This is a genomic window from Paenibacillus crassostreae (assembly GCF_001857945.1).
Classification (GTDB): Bacteria; Bacillota; Bacilli; order Paenibacillales; family Paenibacillaceae; genus Paenibacillus_AQ; species Paenibacillus_AQ crassostreae.
On sequence record NZ_CP017770.1, the window covers coordinates 2,082,746 to 2,105,114 of the forward strand.

Consider the following 22,369-nt stretch of genomic DNA (forward strand, 5'->3'; position numbering starts at 1 on the left):
TTATTATTCCGTCCATTCTCTAAAGTAAGCGCTTTATTTATGTCTACATCATACACAATGGACTATCCTTTGTAAAAACGTTTGCACATGTTGATTTCACTTAAATTTGGCTATTATAGCTAGATTACAATATGATATCTCCTTATATCGCACTATATCCCATTTTTACTAATAATTACTTAATAATTACCGTGGAAAATGGATGTATTACTAGGATATTCTCATCAAGACTGGTTTTTAAATGATTTGTTTTAATGATTTCAGCAAATACATGCTCTCCAGATCCAGATTCCGCATCTAGCTTAATTTCTTGCACTTTTCCAGATAAATTATGCACGACAAGCACCTCATCTGATTGTGTACGTCGTATATAAGAACATAATTGTACATTCCCCGTATCATAATATTGGATATCTCCATTAAGAAGTTCAGGAATTTCATTTCTCCATGAGATCAGATCCCTGTAATGAGTTAATAATGAATTATTATCGTTCAATTGCATTTCCACATTCGCTGAACCATCCCCATGGTTAAAGATAGATTCTTCCCATGTTGTTTGTCCCTTCTTTATAGCCCCATCTTGATACCATTTCAACGGTTCACGGATTTGCTCATCTGGCTTAGCACCTAACATACCGATCTCTTCACCGTAGTAAATAAAAGGGTTACCAGGTAAAGTTAAGAGAATAGAAACTACCATCTTGGCATGATTCACATTACTTTCAAGCTGACTCATCACCCGATTCTGATCATGATTCGTTAAGAATATGGCATCAACAAATTCACCATTAGATTTCGTATTAAATAATTTATATGTTCGTTCTAGTGTAAAGGCCAAGTTGTTATCACGTTCATTTTTAACACTACTAATGACAGATTCTGCGAGACTGAAATTAAATCCTGAATCAAATGCCTCATCCAAATAGGGTGCTACTGAAGCAACAGAATTCTCCCATACCTCACCTACAATATATGCCTCCGGGTTAATTTCATTCATGCTGTTGCGGAATTCTTTCCACCAAGCTATATTCTTTGCTTCGATTTCCTCGTTCTTGTCTGTCGCTAAATCTTCATAAATATGCTTAGCTGCATCCAATCGAAACCCATCCACACCTAACTTTAACCAATATTGTCCAATACCCCTCATCTCTGAACGTACAGCTGGATTGTCAAAATTCAGATCTGGCATTCCTTCCCAGAACCCAGCCATATAATGAGCACCTTCCCTTTCATGCCAAGGATTCGAGCCTGATGCGGCACTCGTTCCATTAGGTTCCCGTCCCTGATCCTCTGCCCACACATACCAATCTCGATATGGGCTATCTTCACCTTCTGCAGAATCCATGAACCATGGATGTTCTTTACTTGTATGGTTGACCACTAAATCCATAATAACTTTGATACCGCGTTGATGTGCTTCATCAATCAACAGGCTTAGATCATCTACTGTTCCATAGTCAGGATTCACACTTCTGTAATCTGTCACATCATATCCGTGGTAACTTGGGGATGGTTGAATTGGCATCAGCCAGATTCCTCCAACACCTAAGTCATCTGTTGTCGAGGGGTCACCATCATTTAGATAGTCAAGTTTCTCTATCACTCCACGTAAGTCACCAATCCCATCACCATTCGAATCATAGAAAGACCGAACGAAAATTTCATAATATACAGTTGACGGTTGTTCATCAATCAGGTCATTTCCTTTAAGCATAACTGTCTCTTTTTCCTGTGGATTTGCGGGGGTCTCTACAGCTTTTTGGTCATTTTCTTCCATTTGTGTTAAAGTTGCATTATCAGACCCATTGCAAGCTGTCAACAGCATAGCCAGTAAGGTTACACCTATAAATCCATGTCCGTAACTTTTGAAATATTTCATTTTTGCAATCGTTTTCAAAAAAGTTGTCCTCCCCCATATCCGCTAACTCGCGGTTTATGGATATCATCATACTCGAGGAAGCTATGATGTCAATTTATTTGTCTTCGTAAAGAAACCTTTTTCATGAAACAGTTCCATAATCGCCTATATAGGTTTTGCGTAATTATGAAATTGATTCATTTACAAATAATTCTCATTAGATTAAGATAGCTAGTGTAAAAATGTATATGTACGTTTGTTTGATTAATTCATTTATTATTTACGCAAACGGTATCATCCGGGAGGTTATTATGTCTGTAACAATTAAAGATGTGGCTAAAAAAGCCGGCGTATCTCCCTCCACTGTGTCCCGGGTGCTATCAAATCACCCAAGAATTAGCCGCGAAACTTCTCGTAAGGTAAAAATCATTCTTGATGAAATGGGATATCACCCTAATATTATGGCTCAGAGCCTTGTATCGAAGACAACGAACAGCATTTGCGTTATCCTACCTAAATCAGCTGAAGAACTTTTCCTGAATTCATTCTTCATGGAATTAGTTCGGGGGATTGTAACTCAAGCGAACCGTTCGGGATATGATGTGGTGCTAAGCTCGGGAGGAAGCGAACAAGAAGAAGTCGAAGTTGTGTCACGTTTAATCAATGGAAAAAGGGTTGACGGTGCAATATTGCTATATTCAAGGAAAGATGACGCTGTTGTCGAATTTCTACACAGTAATCATCATCCCTTCGTTCTAATTGGCCGTAGTGAGAAATACCCTGATCTTCTATCCGTTGATAATGATAATATTCAAGCTGCTTATGATGCTACCAAGCACCTTATTTCTTTTGGTCATAAACGTGTAGGATTTGTTAGTGGCCCTCCGAATCATGTCGTATCACAGGATCGGCTTAAGGGTTATCAACGAGCGCTTGAAGAATCCGGACTTGAGATGCGCAAAGATTGGATTGTTGAAGGAGAGTTTCTACAGGAAAGTGGATATCGTGCGATGTCTTTTTTCATGAATTTACCTGAACGCCCTACGGCATTAGTTGTTGTTGATGATTTCGTTTCCTTTGGGGTATTACGCGGTTTACATGAATTAGGATTTAAAGTTCCTGATGATCTAAGCATTGTCAGCTTCAACAATATTTCTATAGCTGAACTCTCAACTCCCCCCTTGACTAGTATCGATATTGGTATCTATAATTTGGGTTATACAGCTTCTCAAGCTTTAATTCAATCGATCCAACATAACGGAGAAAAGCAATTTCAAAAAAGAAATATTATCCCTCATCGACTTGTTGTTCGAGAATCATCCATGATATCTGTAAATGGGAATAATGAATGAGCAGACTAACCCACCAACTATATATCTGATATAATGTTGATGTAAGAAATTTCATAAGTAATGTTATTTTGTTCGATTATTATATTTTGTTAAAATGAAGCATATAAATGCTTCATATATTTTTGACTGTAGTACAAACGTTTGCACAATAGAGGAGATGTCTACATGGAAGCGAAGAATCACCCCATCCAAGCCTGTTTGTTTGACCTAGACGGCGTACTAGTTGATACGGCTAAATATCATTTTTTAGCTTGGAAACGGCTTGCTGATGAACTAGGATTTGAATTCACAGAGAATGATAATGAAAGACTAAAAGGTGTTAGCCGCATGGCTTCCCTTGATATTTTACTGTCAGTAGGGAATGTTCAACTTGATGAGGAGACTAAGATCGCACTCGCAGAGAAGAAGAACAACTGGTATGTTGACTATATTTCGAAGATGGACGCATCTGAAATACTGCCTGGATCACTCGCTTTTCTTCAAGAATTGAAAGAGCGTGGTATCAAGATTGCCCTTGGTTCAGCCAGTAAAAATGCGATGACTATATTAAACAATGCTAATCTAGTTCCTTATTTCGATGCAATTATTGATGGAACCAAAACCTCAAATGCTAAACCAGACCCTGAAGTGTTTGTACTTGGTGCACAAGAAGTCCAAGTTGACCCAGAACATTGTGTCGTATTCGAAGATGCTGAAGCTGGAATTGAAGCTGCTATTCGTGCAGGAATGCGCAGTATTGGTATTGGATCAGCAGATACGCTAACCCAAGCAGAATATGTCGTATCTTCGCTAGCAGAAATGTCAGTTGAGAAATTACAACAAATCATGTCTAACAAGTAACTTATTATCCCATCTAAAGGAGACGATTTCACATGAAGCAATATTTAAAATTGGACCCATGGAGCATTATTGAAGAAGGATTCGATCCACAAAATCATGAAATATCTGAAAGTATATTCAGTATAGGTAACGGTTACATGGGTCAACGTGCTAATTTCGAAGAATTATATACGGGTCCTTCACTTCAAGGAAGCTATATGGCAGGCGTTTATTATCCAGATAAAACACGTGTTGGCTGGTGGAAGAATGGCTATCCTGAGTATTTTGCGAAGGTACTAAATAGCACTAACTGGATTGGAATCGATATCTATATCGATGGCGTTGCACTTGATCTAGCTGTGTGTAAAGTGAAAGATTTCGTTCGTGAACTTAATATGAAGGAAGGAACGCTCTCAAGAAGTTTTATTGCTGAATTACCTGATGGTAAAGAAGTAAAAGTTGAAGCGATTCGCTTCACTAGTATTGCTCGCAGAGAAATCGGTGTAATCCGATATGCCATAACACCGTTGAATTTTAACGGTTCCATTACTTTTACACCTTATCTTGATGGGGATGTGAAGAACAAAGACTCTAACTACGACGAGAAGTTCTGGTTAGAAGTATTAAAAGAAGTTACTCCTGAGGATGCAGCTCTGACGATCAAAACCAAGAAGCTTGATTTCCATGTTACTTCTGTTATGGCTTACACTGTTCATCAGAATGGTAATCCTGTTTCTGTAACACCTGAAGCAACGCATAAGGAAAAGTATGTTGCTCATTCTTTCAAACTAGGTGTTCAAGCGAAAGAACAAGTTGTTCTTTATAAATATGTAGCCAATGTGACTTCCCGTGATCATGGTTACGGTCAATTACTTAGTGTCGGACGGACTGCACTTCAATCTGCTAAGGAGATCGGATTCCAACCATTACTTGAAGAACATATCAAGGCTTGGGCTGATAAATGGAGCGAAAGTGATATCGTAATTGATGGTGATGTTGCTGCACAGCAGGCGATTCGATTCAATATTTTCCAACTAAATCAGACTTATAACGGTGAAGACGACCGACTTAACATTGGTCCTAAAGGCTTCACTGGTGAGAAATACGGTGGCAGCACGTATTGGGATACCGAGGCATATTGCCTACCCTTCTACCTAAGTACAGCTGATGATTCCATCGCTCGTAATCTCTTGGTCTATCGCTACAAACACTTAGAAAAAGCGAAAGAAAATGCCAAGAAACTAGGATTCAGTAAAGGTGCCTTATATCCGATGGTCACCATGAACGGTGAAGAATGCCATAATGAATGGGAAATCACTTTCGAAGAAATTCATCGTAATGGTGCCATTGCGTATGCCATTTATAATTACGTTAATTATACTGGGGACATTTCATATCTAGGTCAATATGGTCTTGAAGTTCTGGCTGAAATTTCCCGCTTCTGGGAAGAACGTGTTAATTACGTACCTGCCAAAGACAAATATATGATCTTGGGTGTTACTGGACCTAATGAATATGAGAACAATATTAACAACAACTGGTATACCAATAGCATGGCGGTATGGACATTGAAGTATACTTTGGAAGTTCTGGAGCATTTACAAAAGAATGAACCGAGCGTATACAAAGAGCTTGTTGCCAAATTAGATCTTAAAGAAGAAGAAACCTCCAAATGGAGTGATATCATCGCCAAAATGCATTATCCATATGATGAAGAACGCCAAGTATTCCTTCAGCAGGATGGATTCTTAGATAAAGACTTGACGCCAGTGAAAGATCTAGATCCATCAAATTTACCATTGAACCAACAATGGTCTTGGGATCGCATCTTGCGTTCGGTTTATATCAAGCAAGCTGACGTATTACAAGGGATATTCACATTAAGAGATCAATTCAATCTTGATGAAGTCAAACGTAATTTTGACTTTTATGAGCCACTTACAGTTCATGAGTCTTCCTTATCACCTTGTGTACATTCCATTCTTGCCTGCGAATTAGGTTATAAAGAGAAAGCATATGAAATGTATCTACGTACTTCTCGCCTAGATCTAGACAACTATAATAACGATACGGAAGATGGCTGTCATACAACAAGTATGGCTGGTACTTGGATGTCTGTTGTTCATGGTTTTGGGGGACTACGTGTTCAGAATGGCGTTCTACATTTAAATCCATTCAATCCTGGTCATTGGAAATCCTTCTCATTCAAAGTGATGTTCCGTAGTTCTCGCCTAAAAGTTACAGTTAGCGAACACGATGTGACCGTTTTGAACGAGACGGAAGCACCAGCAAATGTCAATGTTTATGGAAATGATTATACGGTTAATGGATTGAGCCACATCCAAATCAGTATTTAATAGCCTATATTAGAAGACCCCCATACTCCGCGATCGCGGGATGTGGGGGTCTTTCTCGTTCGACTTACTATGTATAATACTTCATGCGATCCATTCCCTTTGCTTACCACCCTTTTCTTGATAAAGAATACGTGTAATGTGAACGTCAAGAATGCCATAATTGGGATCCTTTGGTCCGTCGAACCACTCTTTCAAATCATCATTCCAGACTTTTTCCTTTAAACTATCATTCGTACTGATTGAACAGGTACCTTCGATCTCCAAACTATCTTTTGTTCCACCGATTTCATACCCGAGAAGCAAGGATATATTAGGATTATTCTTCAGTTCTTCTACTTTATGTGTTCTCAGATCGGTCGCCAAATGTAGGCTCAAACCTTCATTAAACAGTACCATATATCTCTGTTTCGGTTTATTTCCTTCAATCGTAGCCAATGAACAAATCTTATTTCGGTCTAAAATCTTTGTTATTTCTTGCTCAATCATTGTTTTTTCCATAGGTCTATTATTCACCTTTCTTTTACTAGGAATCAATTTCATATCATTTATTATGCCCACCATCTTACTTATAAACCGTCCCTTGAACAAGTGCCTACTGGACACTATCACCGTAGTGGATTATAATTCATATAGAAACGCTTAACTTTATATGTACCAGGGGTGCTGGAATTGGCTGGCTGAGATTGTGTCCCTCTAGACACTGACCCTTATACCTGATCTGGATAATGCCAGCGTAGGAACGTAACCGATATGATACAGCCATATCTATATTGCGCCTACATGCGTCCCGATTACGGGACGCTTTTTTTGTCGAATACAAATAGGACTTATTTAGCTCATGGTCCACCAAAGGAGAGAGAAAGAAGAATGAGAAACCGGAAAGGAATAACTTCACTTCTAATCAGCTTGCTATTAATTGTAGTAGTTGGTTGCGGGAGTAACCAGAATGACCAGGCTTCAAAGCCTAGTAATCAGTCCAAATCTACAACAGAAGGAACGTCAACAGAGTCCAAGCCGTTAAAAGATGTTAAAATTGTGTTGGACTGGACGCCTAATACGAATCACACTGGACTTTATGTAGCGAAGGATCAGGGATATTATGAAGAGGAAGGATTGAACGTAGAGATCATTCAACCGGGTGAAGGTGGCGCTGATACGATGGTTGCCTCAGGGACTGTTCCCTTCGGAATCGGGTATCAAGAGAGCGTGACACAAGCAAGAACACAAGATGTCCCGCTGGTCTCTATCGCAGCAATTATCCAACATAATACTTCCGGTTTCGCAGCACCTGTAGACCGCAATATTAAATCACCTAAGGATTTTGAAGGTAAAAACTATGGTGGATGGGGCTCACCTGTAGAAGAAGCCGTGATGGGTTCCATCATGGAGGCTGAAGATGCGAATGTCTCAGAGGTTAGTATGATCAATATGGGTAATGCTGATTTCTTCACAGCGGTTAAACGTGATATCGATTTCGCATGGATCTTCTATGCATGGACAGGTATTGAAGCCGAACTTCGCAATGAACCACTCGATATGCTATATGTTAAAGATTATTCTGATGAGCTAGATTATTATACACCTGTTATTGTCACGAACGAGAAGCAGATCCAGGAGGATCCTGAACTCATAAAATCCTTCCTTAAGGCAACAGCTAAAGGCTATCAACTAGCTATAAATAATCCAGAAGAAGCTGCCAATATTCTTATTGCCTCCGTTCCTGAGTTAGACAAGGATCTAGTCTTAGCAAGTCAGAAATGGCTTAGTCCACGTTATACAGATGATGCTCCTCGTTGGGGTGAACAAAAAGCTTCCGTATGGCAAAATTATACCAATTGGATGTTAAGTCATAACCTTTTGGATAAATCAATTGAAATTGAAAAAGCATATACCAATGATTTTCTACCACAATAACTTATCGTAACTATTTATTCTAATTTAGAAAGGATTGAATTTATATTATGGCTAACACCTTACTAAGCATTCAAGTTATTCCAAAGACACCGGGAAATGAAGATTCCATTCCTTACGTAGATCGTGCAATCGAGGTCATTCAACAATCTGGCGTGAAACATGAGGTGCATCCATTAGAGACTACTATGGAAGGTGAACTAGGCGAACTACTAGATATTGTAAAAAAAATGCATGAGGCTCTGGTGGAAGCGGGAAGTCCAAGTATCATCTCTCAGATCAAAATCGCGCATAATCCGAAAGGTATTAGTATGGAAAAATTAACGGAGAAATATCGTCCATCAACAGCTCAAGACTAAAGTCACGAGCTTGTAACTGCCCGGAAGTGCGAACGATTCTTGCGAATCTCCTTCCTTACTGTGGCGTTACATCAGGCAGGCTGACAGCTACCCAACTACAAAAGACATGCTTAGGTAGTTACTTCAGCGATGTACTCAATTCCTTTTCGCTGAAGATTCATTGCCCCCACACGATCGTCATTAGAAGTGTAGTGGCAGTTTTTACAGCAAAACACGTGTTTCTTTTTATCTCGGTTAGCCTTCTCTGTGTGACCACATTTCGGGCAGGTTTGCGAAGTGTATCGTGGATCAACGATAAGAACCTTAGACTCCGCCATTGCGGTTTTGTAAATTAGCATTTGACGGAACTGGAAGAATGACCAAGAAACTGTGATGTAACGATCCTTAACTCTTACTCTTTCAGTTGCGTTACGTACTCCAGACAAGTCTTCAATAACAAACAGGGTGTTGTTTCCATAATGGTCAACGAGTGCCTTACTGACCTGATGATTTACATCAGTCATCCAACGGGATTCTCGTTGTCCAATCCGCTTTATTCTTCTGCGTGAGGATGCAGTCCCTAGTTGTTGAAGGTGTTTGCGAAGAAACTTGTATTTAGAACGCTTATGCTTGATAGGTCTCCCATTGAAGAAGAAAGTGTTGTCTTGGGAATCATAAGCAGTTGTACCATTCATGATTATTACTCTTGTTGGTCTTATATCTTGCAATGACGGTTTTCATGACAGACTGAGCCATTTGTGATCGCAATCCATATTGAGTACGAAGTGGTCCATATGTGGCTTTATGCAAAAAAGCTTGATTTAGATTTACAGAATCTAAGACAATCCTAGAAACAAAATTGCATCCTTGTCTGTATGCGCTCATTGTTTCGCTTAACTGAGATACTTGGTCCCCCGTAGGTTTGATCTTTATTTTAGCTGTAATTGTAATTTGCATATTGGCACCACCTTCACTAAATTTATTATAGTTATTCTCTAGTGAAGATTCAAGAGACTAGACACAGACGAAAGGAGAAGTGGATAATGCGAGACAAACACCAGTCGCATTCAGCGACACTGCTTCCTCGCACGACTAAAGTCGCGTGTATCCACAGTGATATTGATGAAATCTTGGTGGAGTAAATGTTGGCCGCCCTTCGTGGCGGTCCTCTTCTTGTTAACAATATGGCAACTATGTACTACTTTCTTCGATATCGAGCAATGGATTCTCCCCTCTCCATACGCTATTGCCCAAGAGGCTTCCAGTCAATCTGTTGGATTATGGAAGCATACTTTAGCTACTATACAGTTAACGGTTGTGGGGTTCATCATTGGTACTCTGGTGGGTCTTCTTATCGCTATTGTATTACATATGACACCTTTTCTTAAATCAGCATTATATCCTTTACTTATTCTGAGTCAAAATGTTCCTACAATCGCTCTTGCTCCACTGCTCATGATATGGTTTGGTTTTGGATTACTACCCAAGATCATTGTCATTACATTAGTCTGTTTCTTCCCTGTATCTCTCGCCATGATGGGTGGGTTGAAACAGACAGATTCAACGATGCTTAGTTATATGCGGATGATTGGAGCTAACAAGCGTCAAATCTTCGTTAAGTTAGAACTTCCACACTCACTACCATCGTTGTTCTCAGGAATCAAAATTGCTGCCACTTATAGCGTGATGGGGGCTGTCATTGCAGAATGGATTGGATCAGATAAGGGAATTGGTTACTACATGATGTTACAGAAAGCTAGCTATCGAACAGATCGGATGTTTGTGGCGATCGCAATCATTGTTGTGCTCAGCCTTATCATGTTCTCCCTTATAGCTCTTCTTGAGAAGTGGACAGTACGTTGGACTCCACAACAAGAAAAATAAGAAATGAAGGATGTGTATATCATATTGGAACCTATTATTTCACAAGACAGCAGCCTTCAGAATAACGTACATTCAACCTCACTAGCGTTAGAAGTTACGGATATTCACAAGACTTTCCGCAATAAGGCACAGGATCTAACTGTGTTGAATGGAGTATCTCTAACCGTAAAGCAAGGAGAATTCGTCTCTATTATAGGACCCTCAGGATGTGGGAAAAGCACCTTGTTCCACATCATCGGAGGATTAGTTCAACCGGATTCGGGGACAGTATCGATGAACGGTCGTGAGGTTACTGGCGAACGGGGGCATATCAGTTTCATGCCACAGCAGCCTGCCCTATTCCCATGGCGAACCATTGAAGATAATGTCATTCTTGCACAGGAAATTATGGGGATCTCTAAGAAAAAAGCTCGTGCAGAAGCACGTGAGTGGATCACTAGGGTAGGTCTGTCTGGATTTGAACAATCCTATCCCCACACCTTATCTGGGGGCATGCAACAACGTGCAGCATTCCTTCGCGCACTTCTCAGCCCGGAAGAACTTATCTGTTTAGACGAACCCTTCAGCGCCTTGGATGCATTGACGCGAAGTGATATGCAACGTTGGCTCCTCGATATTTGGGAAGAAAATCAGCGCTCCGTCCTATTCATTACCCATAATATCGAAGAAGCTTTATTGTTATCCGATCGAATATACGTTTTCTCCAATCGGCCTGGTACCGTTTTACAAGTCCTAGATGTACCTCTTCCACGACCGCGGAGAGAAGAGATTATAGAAGATCCCATTTTCCTGAGATTAAAGCGAGAAATTTCCCAGATGATGAAAGAAGAACAAACAAGCTGAAACGGCTACACCGTCCTTTTAAAGGAGATTATCCTTCCGACGTTAGCGATACTTCGTATCACTTTAGGGTATCCGTCTCAGCCGAAATATAAGATATAGAGTATGAAGTGAAACTTATACTTTCTTATATTTAAAAATAGAATCTACGAACTCTTCGTAATCCTATCTCGACTCATCTTGTAAGTTTTATAATAGCTAATACTAAAGATCATAATGAGTACCATACAAAATATAACATACGAAATGATCAACATTCTTAAGTCTGTATCAGGAAAAATCACGGATGAACTAATAATACCGAATAACCATATATGTGAGAGCGTCCCTACAATAGAGGACCAAATATACGTTGACGATTTAATTGGGGATAATGCCGACATAAAGGCAATGAGATTATTGGGCATGATCGGTAAGGTTCGTAGAAAAATAATCGCCCAAGCTCCGTATTTATCAATACTTTGCTGCCACTTCTCATATCGTTCGAGACGTTTGCCCCATTTACGATTAAACCAATCACGAAAAAAATACTTGCAGATGAAGAAAACAACTACCGCAGCTACTGAGCCAACAAACCAGGTAGCCATTAACCCAACTTTTAAACCTAGGATAGATATATGGAGCACAAGTAATGTAGCAAATGGAAATATTCCGATGAAGCTTTGAATAATTGCAAGTATCGTAGTTAGCAAGATGATCGAAAGACCTTCCAATCCCGTAAAATTAATAAGCCAATCAATCGCTTGATCTATCAAATTAGTCATAAATATAGTCCTACTCCATTCAGCACTACTCTATTGTTGTTCAATTACAGTTATTCTAGCATTATATTCGTATAGACCATTCTTGGATAGGAGCCCTTGTATATGAACATATCCACTAATACGCCATTCATAGATGCCCATATTCACCTAGATTCCTATGGTGAACAGCAGCCATTACATCTCGGTGAATTACCCAATCATGGTGTAAGTAACGTTATTGCTGTATCCATGAATCTTCAATCCAGTAAACGCAATCTTGAACTTGCTAAATTATATCCTTCAATCGTTCATCCGGCTTTCGGATTCCACCCTGAGCAATCTCTACCGACATCCGAAGAGGTTCAAGAATTGTTGACATGGATGGAACTTCATCTTCAAGATATGATCGCGGTTGGCGAAGTTGGTCTTCCTTATTATTCGCAGTTGGAAGCGAAGGAGCTACAGCAACCTTTTGACCCAGCACCTTATGTCGATTTGTTGGAACAATTCATTTCTTTTGCAGCTGCATATCATAAACCTATTATACTACATGCTGTGTATGATGATGCAAAAATAGCATGTAAGCTACTTGAAGATTATGGTGTTACACGTGCACATTTCCATTGGTTCAAAGGTTCACGAAACACTATTGAACGTATGTCTAACAACGGTTATTACATATCCTTCACACCAGATCTTCTATATGAACCAGAAATTCAAGAACTAGCTCGTATTTACCCCAAGGATCAGGTCATGGTGGAGACAGATGGACCTTGGCCGTTTGAAGGTCCGTTTGCTGGTCAAATGACTCATCCTCGTATGGTTTCCGATGTGATCGAAGCATGGAGTCATATCCAACAGATTAGCGTAGCAGAAGCGCGAGAAACGATATATCGTAATACGACACGATTTTATGGGATTTAGAAGAAACAATAAGAAGAACGCCTAAAGGCGTTCTTAAGGAAGTAATATGGTCCATGAAATGGATAGCCTACTGTTTCATGAATCCTTTACTATCTAGAAATTGCTTCATGTGTAGACGGTTCGGTTGTGCTAAGCGAGTGGCCATCACTTGTGACCACGACGTATCACTCTTCCCATCGGTTCTCTTTAACATATACCGCTTTGTCGTTTCATCATAATCATTAACTGGTTCTATTATTCGATCTTTGGAATATCTATTTCTATGAAGAACTGCATCAACAGGTAACCGGGGGCGTAGGTCAGTCTCTTGATCCGGATACCCAACACACATTCCGAACACAGGGTACACCAATTCAGGTAAACCCAGTAGTTCAGACAATTCTGCCACTTGGTTACGTACACCACCTATATATACGATACCAAGACCTAACGATTCTGCAGCTACCACAGCGTTCTGTGCTGCCAATGCCACATCAATTGTCGCCACAATAAAATTTTCCGTCGAATCTTCATAGGAAAGCTGTTCTCCTAGATGGGGTGCCGTCACTTGCTGGAGGCGATATAGGTCTGCACACCAAACTAGAAATACTGGACATTGCTCTATATAAGCTTGATTTCCTGAAAGACTAGCTAATTCCTTCTTCAACTCCGGTTCTGTCACTGCAATAACACTGTACGCTTGAACATTACTTGAAGTTGAGGCCATCTGCGCACTAGCGACGATGAGGTTCAACTGCTGCTCAGTCACTGGCTGATCTGTAAATCGGCGGATCGAACGATGCTTCATCAATAATGATATAACGTCATTCATAACAAACCTCCTTTATAATTTTACACGTTGTAATCGGAGTGCATTAAGTACGACAGATACAGAACTGAATGCCATCGCAGCACCTGCAACCCATGGAGCTAACAATCCTAAGGCTGCTATCGGAATACCAATCACATTATAACCAAGCGCCCAGAATAAATTCTGCTTAATATTGCGCATCGTTCTTCGACTCATCACAATGGCATCTGCTACCGCATTTAGATCGCCACGCATTAAAGTGATATCCGCTGCTTCCATCGCCACATCTGTCCCTGTCCCGACAGCCATACCAATATCAGCAGTTGCTAGCGCGGGTGCGTCATTTATGCCATCTCCGACCATAGCAACGACTTTACCAGCATGCTGTAGCTTCCTCACTTCCTCAGCTTTACCTTCCGGCAATATCTCAGCCAACACGTTCGAGATTCCCGCCTGTGTGGCAATGGCTGCAGCCGTACGTTTATTGTCACCCGTAATCATGATGACGTCGATGCCCATTTCCTTTAACCGATTCACTGCTTCTTTCGAAGTTTCTTTTATCGTATCTGCTACAGCAATCATTCCCGCATACTTACCATCTACAGCTATAAGCATTGCTGTCTTTCCCATTGCTTCCAGCTTATTCATATCCTCATGGGCAGATCCGAGAGTCACGCCATGCTCAGACATCAACCTACGTGTACCGACCAACATCTTCCTACCCTCTACCCACGCTGTAACCCCATAGCCTGGCATATTCGCAAATTCCTTCGCAATCGGTAAGGGTAACCCTTTACTTCGTTCAATCGCTTCAGTCACAATCGCATCTGCCAACGGATGCTCAGAATGCTTCTCAACGGCAGCAGTCATCCGTAATAACGAACTCTCCGTCAAAGGTGCATTCGGTATAACATCCGTTAATACAGGCTTACCATTGGTAACTGTACCTGTCTTATCGAATACGACAACCTCGACTCCCTGAGTTGATTCCAGATATTCGCCACCCTTGAACAGAATTCCAAATTCGGCTGCACGTCCCGAACCCGCCATGATAGATGTAGGCGTTGCTAATCCTAGCGCACAAGGACAAGCAATAACGAGTACCGCAATGGCTTTTTCTAAAGCACTACCGAATTGACCCTGCTCGACAACTAAATACCATACACAGAAGGTGATTACTGCGATACCTACCACTACCGGAACAAAGATACCTGAGATCACATCCGCAATCCGTTGGATAGGAGCCTTGGAACCTTGTGCCGCTTCTACAACTTGGATAATCTGTGCTAATGTCGTTTCTTTTCCTATCTTTGTTGCCTTCATGTGAAGAACGCCATTCTTATTCAATGTTGCACCAATCACTGTATCACCAATCTGTTTCTCTATGGGAATACTCTCACCCGTCAGCATCGACTCATCCACAGAGGACACCCCTGCAATTACCTGCCCATCTACTGGTACCTTATCTCCAGGTTTAACAATGATAACGTCTCCAACTACAACTTCTTCTAGAGGAATGTTCATCTCTTCGCCATTACGCACAACAAGTGCCGTCTTTGCTTGAAGCCCCATTAAACTCTTAATAGCTTCGGATGAACGACCTTTTGCTAGGGCTTCGAACCATTTCCCTACTAGAATCAATGTGATAAGGACGCTACTTGTCTCGTAATACATCTCAACGGTATGATCCATCCCATTCATACTTAACGATTGAATCGTTAGATATAGGCTGTAGAAATAGGCTGCAGAAGTGCCCAATGCCACCAATACATCCATATTTGCACTACCATTTCGTAATGCCTTATAGGCTCCTATATAGAATTGGCCTCCTATAATAAACTGTACAGGTGTCGCTAAGATAAGTTGAAACCAAGGATTCATAAACAACTCGGGAACGGGAATCGATGACGTAAATGAGAAATGACTAACCATCGCCCATAACAGTGGTAGCGACAATAATCCCGAAATGATCCACATCCATTTCTTTCGATTGATTTCGTGTTTACGTAAGAGGGCTGTATCTTTCGCCTCACTTTTCGGCATCGCTTTATATCCAAGTTGTTCTACCTTTTGAGTAATATCTTTGATTGTTACATTCCCTGGGGAATATTCGACATGTGCGGTCTCTAGTGCCAGATTCACATTCGCTTGGGTAATGCCTTGCATACGATTAAGGCCTTTTTCGATCCGAGTAGCACATGCTGCACATGTCATTCCGGTGATCTCAAAGTCCATTGATTCCTTAACGACTCCATAACCGAGATCTCTTATTTTCTGTTCAATCTTAGTCACATCTAACTGCTTAGGATCATAACTCACCGAAGCTTGTTCTAAAGCCAGATTTACATTCGCTTTCGTTACACCTTCCATGCGGGCTAAGCCTTTTTCGATCCGTGTCGCACATGCAGAACAAGTCATACCCGTGATTTGCATCTGGTCTTTTTTTTCTTCGACATTACTGGATAAATCCATTATCATATCTCCTTCCTTAACTATCCATGGTCACTTTAATACCCTAGTAGGGTATACACTTTTGAAAAAAATACGAGGCGATTGGAATGATTCATCCCTCTGCCCCGCTAATTACATCTAACAAATCTCTCTTTGCATATATAGATGTGAGCTACACCACATCGTATCCTTGATCAACAATGGCTTTCTTAATATGATCTAAACTAACCTTATTCTCATCAAATTCTATGTCTACTTTCTTGAGTGATAAATCTACCTTTCCTGTTGCACCCACACTCTTAACAGCACCTTCCACAGCATTCAAGCAATGATTACATGACATACCCTCTACGTTCAATGTTACTTGTTTCATTTTTTATTCCTCCATATATATTCATATTGATAGTAATATTTATTTCATTAATTTATTTACTGTTATCAATAATTCATCAATGACCTCATGTTCTCCTGCTTCAATGCGTTCTACAACGCAACTTTTCATATGTCCTTCCAACAGTAGCTTACCCACACCATTCATAGCTGATTGGATCGCTGCAATCTGGTTTAGAACATCATCGCAATACGTATCTTTCTCAATCATTCCTTTTACTCCACGAATTTGACCTTCAATACGATTTAGACGAGTAATTAATTGGCTTTTCGTCTTCGCTGAATGATGACTTTTACGTATACTTGTATCAGAATGACAATGAGTTGTGACTCCGTCAGAATCAGATTGATCCATCACTTTGGCCGAATTATCTAAATTATGATCTACCATAGGCTCCCCCTATACATATATTTTAATAAATATCTTACATTTCCTAATCAGTATACCATACCCCACATGGGTATGCAAACTCATATTTATATCTCCTAATATTCCTCATTTCCAGCATAAATAACCCCTTGAACGCCGTCGCGTTCAAGGGGTTATCTTACATTTTAGATCATCTTAATCTCGTTCCGCTGATTCCATTTCATGAGAAGTCTGATAAAGTTCCTTAATCATATGTTGCATGAGCATATTTTGCTGATTACTAATTCCGTACTGATTATCTTGAACAATCATTCGGTGGATATTCTTCTTCAATATCTCACTACGACGTTCTAACATAGCATGGTTCATTTAGTAAATCACCCCAGACTTGTTATTGAACTTGCAAATGAAGTTCTTTATTCATTATAAAGAAGTCTGAAAAATAATGAAAACATGCTGAAAATGGTTATCCCTTTATAAAACTAGATAAAATAGGAGCACAGACCCTCAACAAGCTTAGCCATAGTTATCCTCCCCAATACTCCATTATCCTAGAGAGTAATAGCAAATCGAATAGATCCACGTTATTTCCCCTATTGAAATTACAAAGATAACCCATTCGAGACCGGAACAGGAACATCCCTCATTTGTCCTTTTCCCTTTCTCCATCTTAAGGCTACAAGAATTCCACGCAGATACTCATCCACAATCATCGCTATATATACACCAAGGAGACCCATCTCTAGCACAATTCCGAGTACATAAGCTAATCCAACGGATACCAACCACATTGAAATAATACTGGTTATCATAACATAGCGTGTTTGCCCAACTGCATTCAAAGCATTCCCCATCGTCATATTCATCATTTTACCTGGTTGAAGAACAATATTAATAATCAACAGGAACACGCCTAGCGCTATAATAGACTCATCCGACGTGAACCAATTCAAAATATATTTACCTAATATAACGAGGATTAATGTGTTCACCTCAACTAGCACGATCCCCCACTTTAGCGCTTTCCATACATCAGAATAAGCCTCTTTCCGTTTTCCTGAGCCATATAAGTGTGCAGTACGAATCTGTACAGCCATCGCTATGGCCATTCCGAATAGAAAAGCAAATGACTCAACTGTTGATAAATAGGAACGCGTAGCCAATTCTAGCGCACCCATTGTCCCAATGAAGGCTGCAATGACTAGCTGAGTAATGGAGTAAGTCCCACCACCCAAAGCAAGAGGAACACCGATCTTGGCAATTTCTTTGACAATCTTTTTATTCCACCTTACAAACTCGGCAAATGTTAGACGTGAGCTAAAACTATTTAACAGAATGATGAATAACATCAACGCGGCAAGCGTTCTACTCAGAACGGTAGAGATCCCTACGCCTACCATCCCTAGTTCAGGGAAGCCAAACGAGCCAAAAATAAATACATAGTTAAATACAATATGAATTAGATTCATCCCGATGGCAATCATCATTGTTGCCTTCGTATTACCTGTGTTACGAATAATATTACTGCAAACTTGAAGAAGTGCCATCATGATTGCGCCACTTCCTACGATATATAGGTACTGCTGTGCCAAAGGTTTAATCTCCGGCGGGACCTGCATTAATGTCAATATTAAATCTGTATTGAAATGTACTACTAGACTTACAGCAATCCCAATCATAACATTAAATGAAAAAGCTAGAGAAGCTGCCTTACGTGCTTCTAGTTCATTACCCGCTCCAAGCTTCTGGGCAACTAATATCCCTGCACCACCGCTAATCATCGTAAATAATACAAACAAAGCTGCAAAAAATTGATTACAAATTCCTACTGCTGCAACAGCCTCATCTGATATTCTGCTAACCATAATTGTGTCGACTGTCCCAATCATAAATTGAAGCGACATTTCTAACATAATAGGCCATGCTAAATTATACAGAGAATAGGTGTCATTATTTCTTAAAGATGCCATGTTTCTCTACCCCTTGGTCATTTAGACATATTCATTAATAGTATTTTTCTCATCGTCGCTAATGATAACATTCATTCATAAGTGCTACAATAACTTTATATTGTTTGCGCAGTACTTTAGAAACATTGCATTTAAACAACCTTATGATAGTATATAACATAAAGAAAGATGCCCTTATTATGTTTATTAGGCAATCAAAAGGTGAAATAACATTGAAAAATAATCATAAGCTTCTTATCCTTGGATTAGTCCTATCCTTTATATGGATGTTCCTATATCCTTCATTCAGCTATGCACATGCATATCTTCAGCAATCTAGCCCCTCTGCGAACGATATCATCAGTCAATCCCCATCTAAGATCACCCTTCAATTCAATGAGTCTGTACAGCCATCTTTCCACAGCATTCTAGTCACGAATTCAAGTGGGGAACGGGTTGAGCTTGATGATAGCTACATTCCAGACGACCAGCTAAATAGGCTAGAAAGCAATCTGAAACCTAATCTCCCTGATGGTTTATACGTAATTCAATGGAATGTCATTTCTGGAGATGGCCATCCCATAGAAGGAGATATCCCCTTTCAAGTTGGGGAGGGTAATCATTCTACTGTCGTACCTTCAGCAAACACCACGAAGAAGCTTCCTAGTGGTGACTACATTGCAGTACGTTGGTTATTGTACTTGGGCATATCCTTCTTGATGGGCATTCTCAGCTTTTATCTCTTTATGTATCCTGCTAACCCTAAAGGTAAATCTCCATTACCTCGGCGTAGTCGTACTTTATTATGGATATCATATTGCAGTATTGCTGTAAGTGTTGTTTTGAGTCTGCCACTCCAAGCGACAATCAATGCACATATCCATTGGTTAGAACTATGGACAACTCCATGGTTTGATCAAATCCTTCGAACTAATTTCGGTCCGATCTGGTTGGTTCAAATAGTGCTAGTAACGATTCTAGGAGGATCACTTTATTCTATCAACCGATCAGTTGCAACAAGTCGATCAAGAATGATAAGTTTATCCGTTGCCTATTCTTTGGGGCTTGGAATTCTTTTATCTAAATCTTTCATTGGTCATTCGGCTGTTTCTGAATTTAAAATTTTATCCGTCACAATGAACTTTCTTCACTTGGCTGCCATCTGCATCTGGATCGGTTCATTACTTGCAATAGCTGTGATTCTTCCGAAAGAGGCATCACTCCCTTCTCTGGCAAAAGACCGAAATGTGGTCATTTCGCACGTCATTCATTTGTTCTCCTATTGGGGAACCGGACTTGTTGCTACCATGTTGGTGAGTGGAATCTATGCCAGCCTGAAGTATGTCCCAACGCTATATTCATTATTTAATACATTATATGGTCAAGTGTTATTACTCAAATGTGGCCTAGTAGTCATTATGCTAGTGTTAGCAGCATTTAACTATTTACGCGGTAGAAAGAAGAAATCATTGGGGCGTAGTGTATGGATCGAATTATCTATGGGTGTCATTATTCTTGTACTTGCCGCAATCCTTACCCATTTGCCCACTGCGATGGCATCACCAGGACCTATCCAAGCAACGAATACTCTAGCTAACGGTGAGGCCATTACAATCCGCATTAGTCCCAATGTTGTCGGTATTAATGAGTTTGAAATAGACATTCATGATGTGCACGGGCAAGAGATTCGTAATATTCAACAAGTGAAGCTTACACTCACTTCCCTAGATATGGACATGGGTAAATACGAGATCATTCTTCCCTCTCAACCCAGTTCGACCTTTCTAGCACAAGACCTAATCAGCATGGCCGGAAGCTGGAAAGTTCAAGTCCATATTCTAACTGAGTCACTAGATGCTTGGGATACGGAGTTCACTATCAGAGTGGGTACTGAATAACAACTCAGTAACTAAATTATGAAAGTAGGAATTCATCTTGTTTAATAAGTCCAAATTATCCGTACTACTCATCTCAGTTGTCGCAAGCATCATGGTATTTGCCGGTGTTGCAAGTGCACATATCACAGTTAAGCCAGCTACATCCACCCCGGGAGCTTGGGAAACCTACACCATAAAAATTCCGGTAGAAAAGGACATCGCAACAACTAAAGTATCTCTGAAAATCCCCACTGAAATTGTCTTTAAGCAATATCAACCTGTTCCTGATTGGCAGATCAGTACAGAAAAGGATTCTGCAGGTAAAATAAGTACAATCACATGGACTGCTACAGGCGAAGGAATTTTAGCTGGAGAGTTTGAAATGTTTAACTTTGTAGCCCAGAATCCCACGGAGGATACCTCCGTAGCATGGGATGCTTATCAATATTATAAGGATGGTACCATTGTCGAATGGACAGGCGAAGAAGGTTCAGATTCACCTCATGCTATCACCTTGATTACATCATCTGAAGAAGCTAATAGCAGTTCATCTACGGAGCATGATCACAGTACAACAACTGCACCCGCTATATCAGATCAAGACCTTACTTCAACAGAAACCGAATCCACAAGTTCTAGCTCAACCTTAGATATCATCACACTGATCATATCCATTGTAGCTCTAACCCTATCACTCGTAACATTATTTAAAGCACTTAGAAATAAAAAGCAATAACTTCAAGAATCGCTTATCACTCAATAACGTAAATATGAAATAGACCGTAATCCTTTAAGGATTACGGTCTATTTCACATTCACATTAGTAATTTAACATCCTGATGGATGTTAATCCTAGCTGTGACATGATCTAATCGATTTGAACGCCTCTCTTGATTGCCTTCAAGTCACCATTGGAATTGTTAAGTATAGGAAGCATCTTAGTATCTCGAACCATAGGGGCATTGCATAACCGACAAGTCGGTTCATGTTCGAATGCGAAATTATCTCGCATCCATCCCTTACAGTTCTCATCCGTACAGGACCAAATTGAAGTATTTTCTTCTGGAATTTCCTCTAACGACTTTTTACGATAATTCATACTCAACCTCCTCATAAGACTTTAAAAAACCAAACAAGTAAAGACGGATACCGAACCTGAAATAAGTGGCATCCGCAAGATAGATCGTACCTTATACGTCCTGTGTCTTATAGTATAGAAAAACTGCCCTTAACAGACGTTAAGGGCAGTTCTGTTTATATTACAGTTTTACTACGTTTTCTGCTTGTGGTCCACGGTTTCCTTCAACTACGTTGAACTGAACACGTTGTCCTTCGTCCAAAGTTTTGAATCCGTCACCAGTGATAGCTGAGAAGTGAACGAAAACGTCGCTTCCGCCTTCTACTTCGATGAAACCGAAACCTTTGTCTGCGTTAAACCATTTTACTGTACCTGTTTGCATTTGTAATTCCTCCAAAAAATTTAATTAATGCTGATCTTTTTTTACACTTGCATATA

21 protein-coding genes, 1 pseudogene and 1 riboswitch are annotated in these 22,369 nt (G+C 40.1%); of the genes and pseudogenes, 10 read left to right on the plus strand and 12 right to left on the minus strand.

Features of this window, described 5'->3' with window-relative positions; genetic code table 11:
- Positions 1-175: 175 nt before the first annotated feature.
- Positions 176-1,897, minus strand: coding sequence for an alpha-amylase family glycosyl hydrolase (locus tag LPB68_RS09780; protein WP_232510268.1), 1,722 nt, complete (start codon positions 1,895-1,897; stop codon positions 176-178).
- A gap of 272 nt (positions 1,898-2,169) precedes the next feature.
- Here LPB68_RS09780 and LPB68_RS09785 point away from each other — a divergent pair, with 272 nt between their 5' ends.
- The 3 genes from LPB68_RS09785 to LPB68_RS09795 all read left to right on the plus strand — a co-directional run bounded on the left by LPB68_RS09785 (position 2,170) and on the right by LPB68_RS09795 (position 6,386).
- Positions 2,170-3,210 carry a LacI family DNA-binding transcriptional regulator gene (locus LPB68_RS09785; RefSeq protein WP_068659968.1) on the plus strand — a complete coding sequence of 347 codons (1,041 nt, stop codon included), beginning with the start codon at positions 2,170-2,172 and terminating at the stop codon, positions 3,208-3,210.
- 165 nt (positions 3,211-3,375) lie between these two features.
- Positions 3,376-4,050 (plus strand): beta-phosphoglucomutase, encoded by a 675-nt coding sequence (gene pgmB, locus LPB68_RS09790; RefSeq protein WP_068659970.1) that lies wholly within the window; start codon positions 3,376-3,378, stop codon positions 4,048-4,050.
- 32 nt (positions 4,051-4,082) lie between these two features.
- Positions 4,083-6,386, plus strand: a complete 2,304-nt coding sequence (locus LPB68_RS09795) for a glycoside hydrolase family 65 protein (protein ID WP_068659972.1) — start codon at positions 4,083-4,085, stop codon at positions 6,384-6,386.
- A gap of 81 nt (positions 6,387-6,467) precedes the next feature.
- Here the strand turns inward: LPB68_RS09795 and LPB68_RS09800 are convergent, their stop codons facing one another.
- A complete protein-coding gene (locus LPB68_RS09800; protein ID WP_068660167.1) occupies positions 6,468-6,884 on the minus strand; it encodes a pyridoxamine 5'-phosphate oxidase family protein in 417 nt (138 codons plus the stop codon).
- Positions 6,885-7,032: 148 nt separating this feature from the next.
- Positions 7,033-7,143: riboswitch (TPP riboswitch) on the plus strand.
- 110 nt (positions 7,144-7,253) lie between these two features.
- On the opposite strand from LPB68_RS09800, the gene LPB68_RS09805 reads away from it, so the two are divergent.
- Both LPB68_RS09805 and LPB68_RS09810 read left to right on the plus strand, forming a co-directional pair.
- A complete protein-coding gene (locus LPB68_RS09805; protein ID WP_068659974.1) occupies positions 7,254-8,300 on the plus strand; it encodes an ABC transporter substrate-binding protein in 1,047 nt (348 codons plus the stop codon).
- A gap of 47 nt (positions 8,301-8,347) precedes the next feature.
- Positions 8,348-8,656, plus strand: coding sequence for an MTH1187 family thiamine-binding protein (locus LPB68_RS09810; RefSeq protein WP_068659976.1), 309 nt, complete (start codon positions 8,348-8,350; stop codon positions 8,654-8,656).
- A 110-nt stretch (positions 8,657-8,766) separates the two neighbouring features.
- Here LPB68_RS09810 and LPB68_RS09815 read toward each other — a convergent pair.
- Positions 8,767-9,592: pseudogene (locus tag LPB68_RS09815) on the minus strand (RNA-guided endonuclease InsQ/TnpB family protein).
- A gap of 165 nt (positions 9,593-9,757) precedes the next feature.
- Here LPB68_RS09815 and LPB68_RS09820 point away from each other — a divergent pair.
- Together LPB68_RS09820 and LPB68_RS09825 are read left to right on the plus strand one after the other, a co-directional pair.
- Positions 9,758-10,519 carry an ABC transporter permease gene (locus tag LPB68_RS09820; protein ID WP_068659978.1) on the plus strand — a complete coding sequence of 254 codons (762 nt, stop codon included), beginning with the start codon at positions 9,758-9,760 and terminating at the stop codon, positions 10,517-10,519.
- A gap of 24 nt (positions 10,520-10,543) precedes the next feature.
- Positions 10,544-11,362 (plus strand): ABC transporter ATP-binding protein, encoded by an 819-nt coding sequence (locus LPB68_RS09825; RefSeq protein ID WP_237087917.1) that lies wholly within the window; start codon positions 10,544-10,546, stop codon positions 11,360-11,362.
- 143 nt (positions 11,363-11,505) lie between these two features.
- Here LPB68_RS09825 and LPB68_RS09830 read toward each other — a convergent pair whose 3' ends face one another.
- Entirely contained in the window at positions 11,506-12,123 is a 618-nt protein-coding gene (locus LPB68_RS09830) for a TVP38/TMEM64 family protein (protein WP_068659979.1), read from the minus strand.
- Between the two features lie 102 nt (positions 12,124-12,225).
- Here LPB68_RS09830 and LPB68_RS09835 point away from each other — a divergent pair, with 102 nt between their 5' ends.
- Positions 12,226-13,026, plus strand: coding sequence for a TatD family hydrolase (locus LPB68_RS09835; protein ID WP_068659981.1), 801 nt, complete (start codon positions 12,226-12,228; stop codon positions 13,024-13,026).
- 67 nt (positions 13,027-13,093) lie between these two features.
- Here LPB68_RS09835 and nfsA read toward each other — a convergent pair whose 3' ends face one another.
- From nfsA to LPB68_RS09860, 6 genes are all read right to left on the minus strand, one after another.
- Positions 13,094-13,837 (minus strand): oxygen-insensitive NADPH nitroreductase, encoded by a 744-nt coding sequence (gene nfsA, locus LPB68_RS09840; protein ID WP_068659983.1) that lies wholly within the window; start codon positions 13,835-13,837, stop codon positions 13,094-13,096.
- Positions 13,838-13,849: 12 nt separating this feature from the next.
- Entirely contained in the window at positions 13,850-16,288 is a 2,439-nt protein-coding gene (locus LPB68_RS09845; protein WP_068659984.1) for a heavy metal translocating P-type ATPase, read from the minus strand.
- A gap of 151 nt (positions 16,289-16,439) precedes the next feature.
- On the minus strand, positions 16,440-16,640 hold the full coding sequence (locus LPB68_RS09850) for a copper ion binding protein (protein ID WP_068659986.1): 201 nt from the start codon (positions 16,638-16,640) through the stop codon (positions 16,440-16,442).
- Between the two features lie 39 nt (positions 16,641-16,679).
- Positions 16,680-17,012, minus strand: a complete 333-nt coding sequence (locus tag LPB68_RS09855) for a metal-sensitive transcriptional regulator (protein WP_068660171.1) — start codon at positions 17,010-17,012, stop codon at positions 16,680-16,682.
- A 210-nt stretch (positions 17,013-17,222) separates the two neighbouring features.
- Entirely contained in the window at positions 17,223-17,396 is a 174-nt protein-coding gene (locus LPB68_RS23140) for a hypothetical protein (RefSeq protein WP_198402174.1), read from the minus strand.
- Positions 17,397-17,629: 233 nt separating this feature from the next.
- A complete protein-coding gene (locus LPB68_RS09860) occupies positions 17,630-18,997 on the minus strand; it encodes an MATE family efflux transporter (protein ID WP_068659988.1) in 1,368 nt (455 codons plus the stop codon).
- Between the two features lie 212 nt (positions 18,998-19,209).
- Here LPB68_RS09860 and LPB68_RS09865 point away from each other — a divergent pair, with 212 nt between their 5' ends.
- A complete protein-coding gene (locus tag LPB68_RS09865; protein ID WP_162274312.1) occupies positions 19,210-20,874 on the plus strand; it encodes a copper resistance CopC/CopD family protein in 1,665 nt (554 codons plus the stop codon).
- A 37-nt stretch (positions 20,875-20,911) separates the two neighbouring features.
- A complete protein-coding gene (locus LPB68_RS09870) occupies positions 20,912-21,589 on the plus strand; it encodes a YcnI family copper-binding membrane protein (protein WP_418303825.1) in 678 nt (225 codons plus the stop codon).
- A gap of 132 nt (positions 21,590-21,721) precedes the next feature.
- Here LPB68_RS09870 and LPB68_RS09875 read toward each other — a convergent pair whose 3' ends face one another.
- Positions 21,722-21,952, minus strand: coding sequence for a cold-shock protein (locus LPB68_RS09875; protein ID WP_068659994.1), 231 nt, complete (start codon positions 21,950-21,952; stop codon positions 21,722-21,724).
- Positions 21,953-22,112: 160 nt separating this feature from the next.
- A complete protein-coding gene (locus LPB68_RS09880) occupies positions 22,113-22,313 on the minus strand; it encodes a cold-shock protein (protein ID WP_036651712.1) in 201 nt (66 codons plus the stop codon).
- Positions 22,314-22,369: the final 56 nt, after the last annotated feature.

Excerpts from the sequence above, each read along its gene's own strand:
- LPB68_RS09785 (WP_068659968.1), top strand. The coding sequence starts at position 2,170 with ATGTCTGTAACAATTAAAGATGTGGCTAAAAAAGCCGGCGTATCTCCC.
- pgmB (WP_068659970.1), top strand. The coding sequence starts at position 3,376 with ATGGAAGCGAAGAATCACCCCATCCAAGCCTGTTTGTTTGACCTAGAC.
- LPB68_RS09795 (WP_068659972.1), top strand. The coding sequence starts at position 4,083 with ATGAAGCAATATTTAAAATTGGACCCATGGAGCATTATTGAAGAAGGA.
- LPB68_RS09800 (WP_068660167.1), bottom strand. The coding sequence starts at position 6,884 with ATGGAAAAAACAATGATTGAGCAAGAAATAACAAAGATTTTAGACCGA.
- LPB68_RS09805 (WP_068659974.1), top strand. The coding sequence starts at position 7,254 with ATGAGAAACCGGAAAGGAATAACTTCACTTCTAATCAGCTTGCTATTA.
- LPB68_RS09810 (WP_068659976.1), top strand. The coding sequence starts at position 8,348 with ATGGCTAACACCTTACTAAGCATTCAAGTTATTCCAAAGACACCGGGA.
- LPB68_RS09820 (WP_068659978.1), top strand. The coding sequence starts at position 9,758 with ATGAAATCTTGGTGGAGTAAATGTTGGCCGCCCTTCGTGGCGGTCCTC.
- LPB68_RS09830 (WP_068659979.1), bottom strand. The coding sequence starts at position 12,123 with ATGACTAATTTGATAGATCAAGCGATTGATTGGCTTATTAATTTTACG.
- LPB68_RS09835 (WP_068659981.1), top strand. The coding sequence starts at position 12,226 with ATGAACATATCCACTAATACGCCATTCATAGATGCCCATATTCACCTA.
- nfsA (WP_068659983.1), bottom strand. The coding sequence starts at position 13,837 with ATGAATGACGTTATATCATTATTGATGAAGCATCGTTCGATCCGCCGA.
- LPB68_RS09845 (WP_068659984.1), bottom strand. The coding sequence starts at position 16,288 with ATGGATTTATCCAGTAATGTCGAAGAAAAAAAAGACCAGATGCAAATC.
- LPB68_RS09850 (WP_068659986.1), bottom strand. The coding sequence starts at position 16,640 with ATGAAACAAGTAACATTGAACGTAGAGGGTATGTCATGTAATCATTGC.
- LPB68_RS09855 (WP_068660171.1), bottom strand. The coding sequence starts at position 17,012 with ATGGATCAATCTGATTCTGACGGAGTCACAACTCATTGTCATTCTGAT.
- LPB68_RS23140 (WP_198402174.1), bottom strand. The coding sequence starts at position 17,396 with ATGAACCATGCTATGTTAGAACGTCGTAGTGAGATATTGAAGAAGAAT.
- LPB68_RS09860 (WP_068659988.1), bottom strand. The coding sequence starts at position 18,997 with ATGGCATCTTTAAGAAATAATGACACCTATTCTCTGTATAATTTAGCA.
- LPB68_RS09875 (WP_068659994.1), bottom strand. The coding sequence starts at position 21,952 with ATGAATTATCGTAAAAAGTCGTTAGAGGAAATTCCAGAAGAAAATACT.
- LPB68_RS09880 (WP_036651712.1), bottom strand. The coding sequence starts at position 22,313 with ATGCAAACAGGTACAGTAAAATGGTTTAACGCAGACAAAGGTTTCGGT.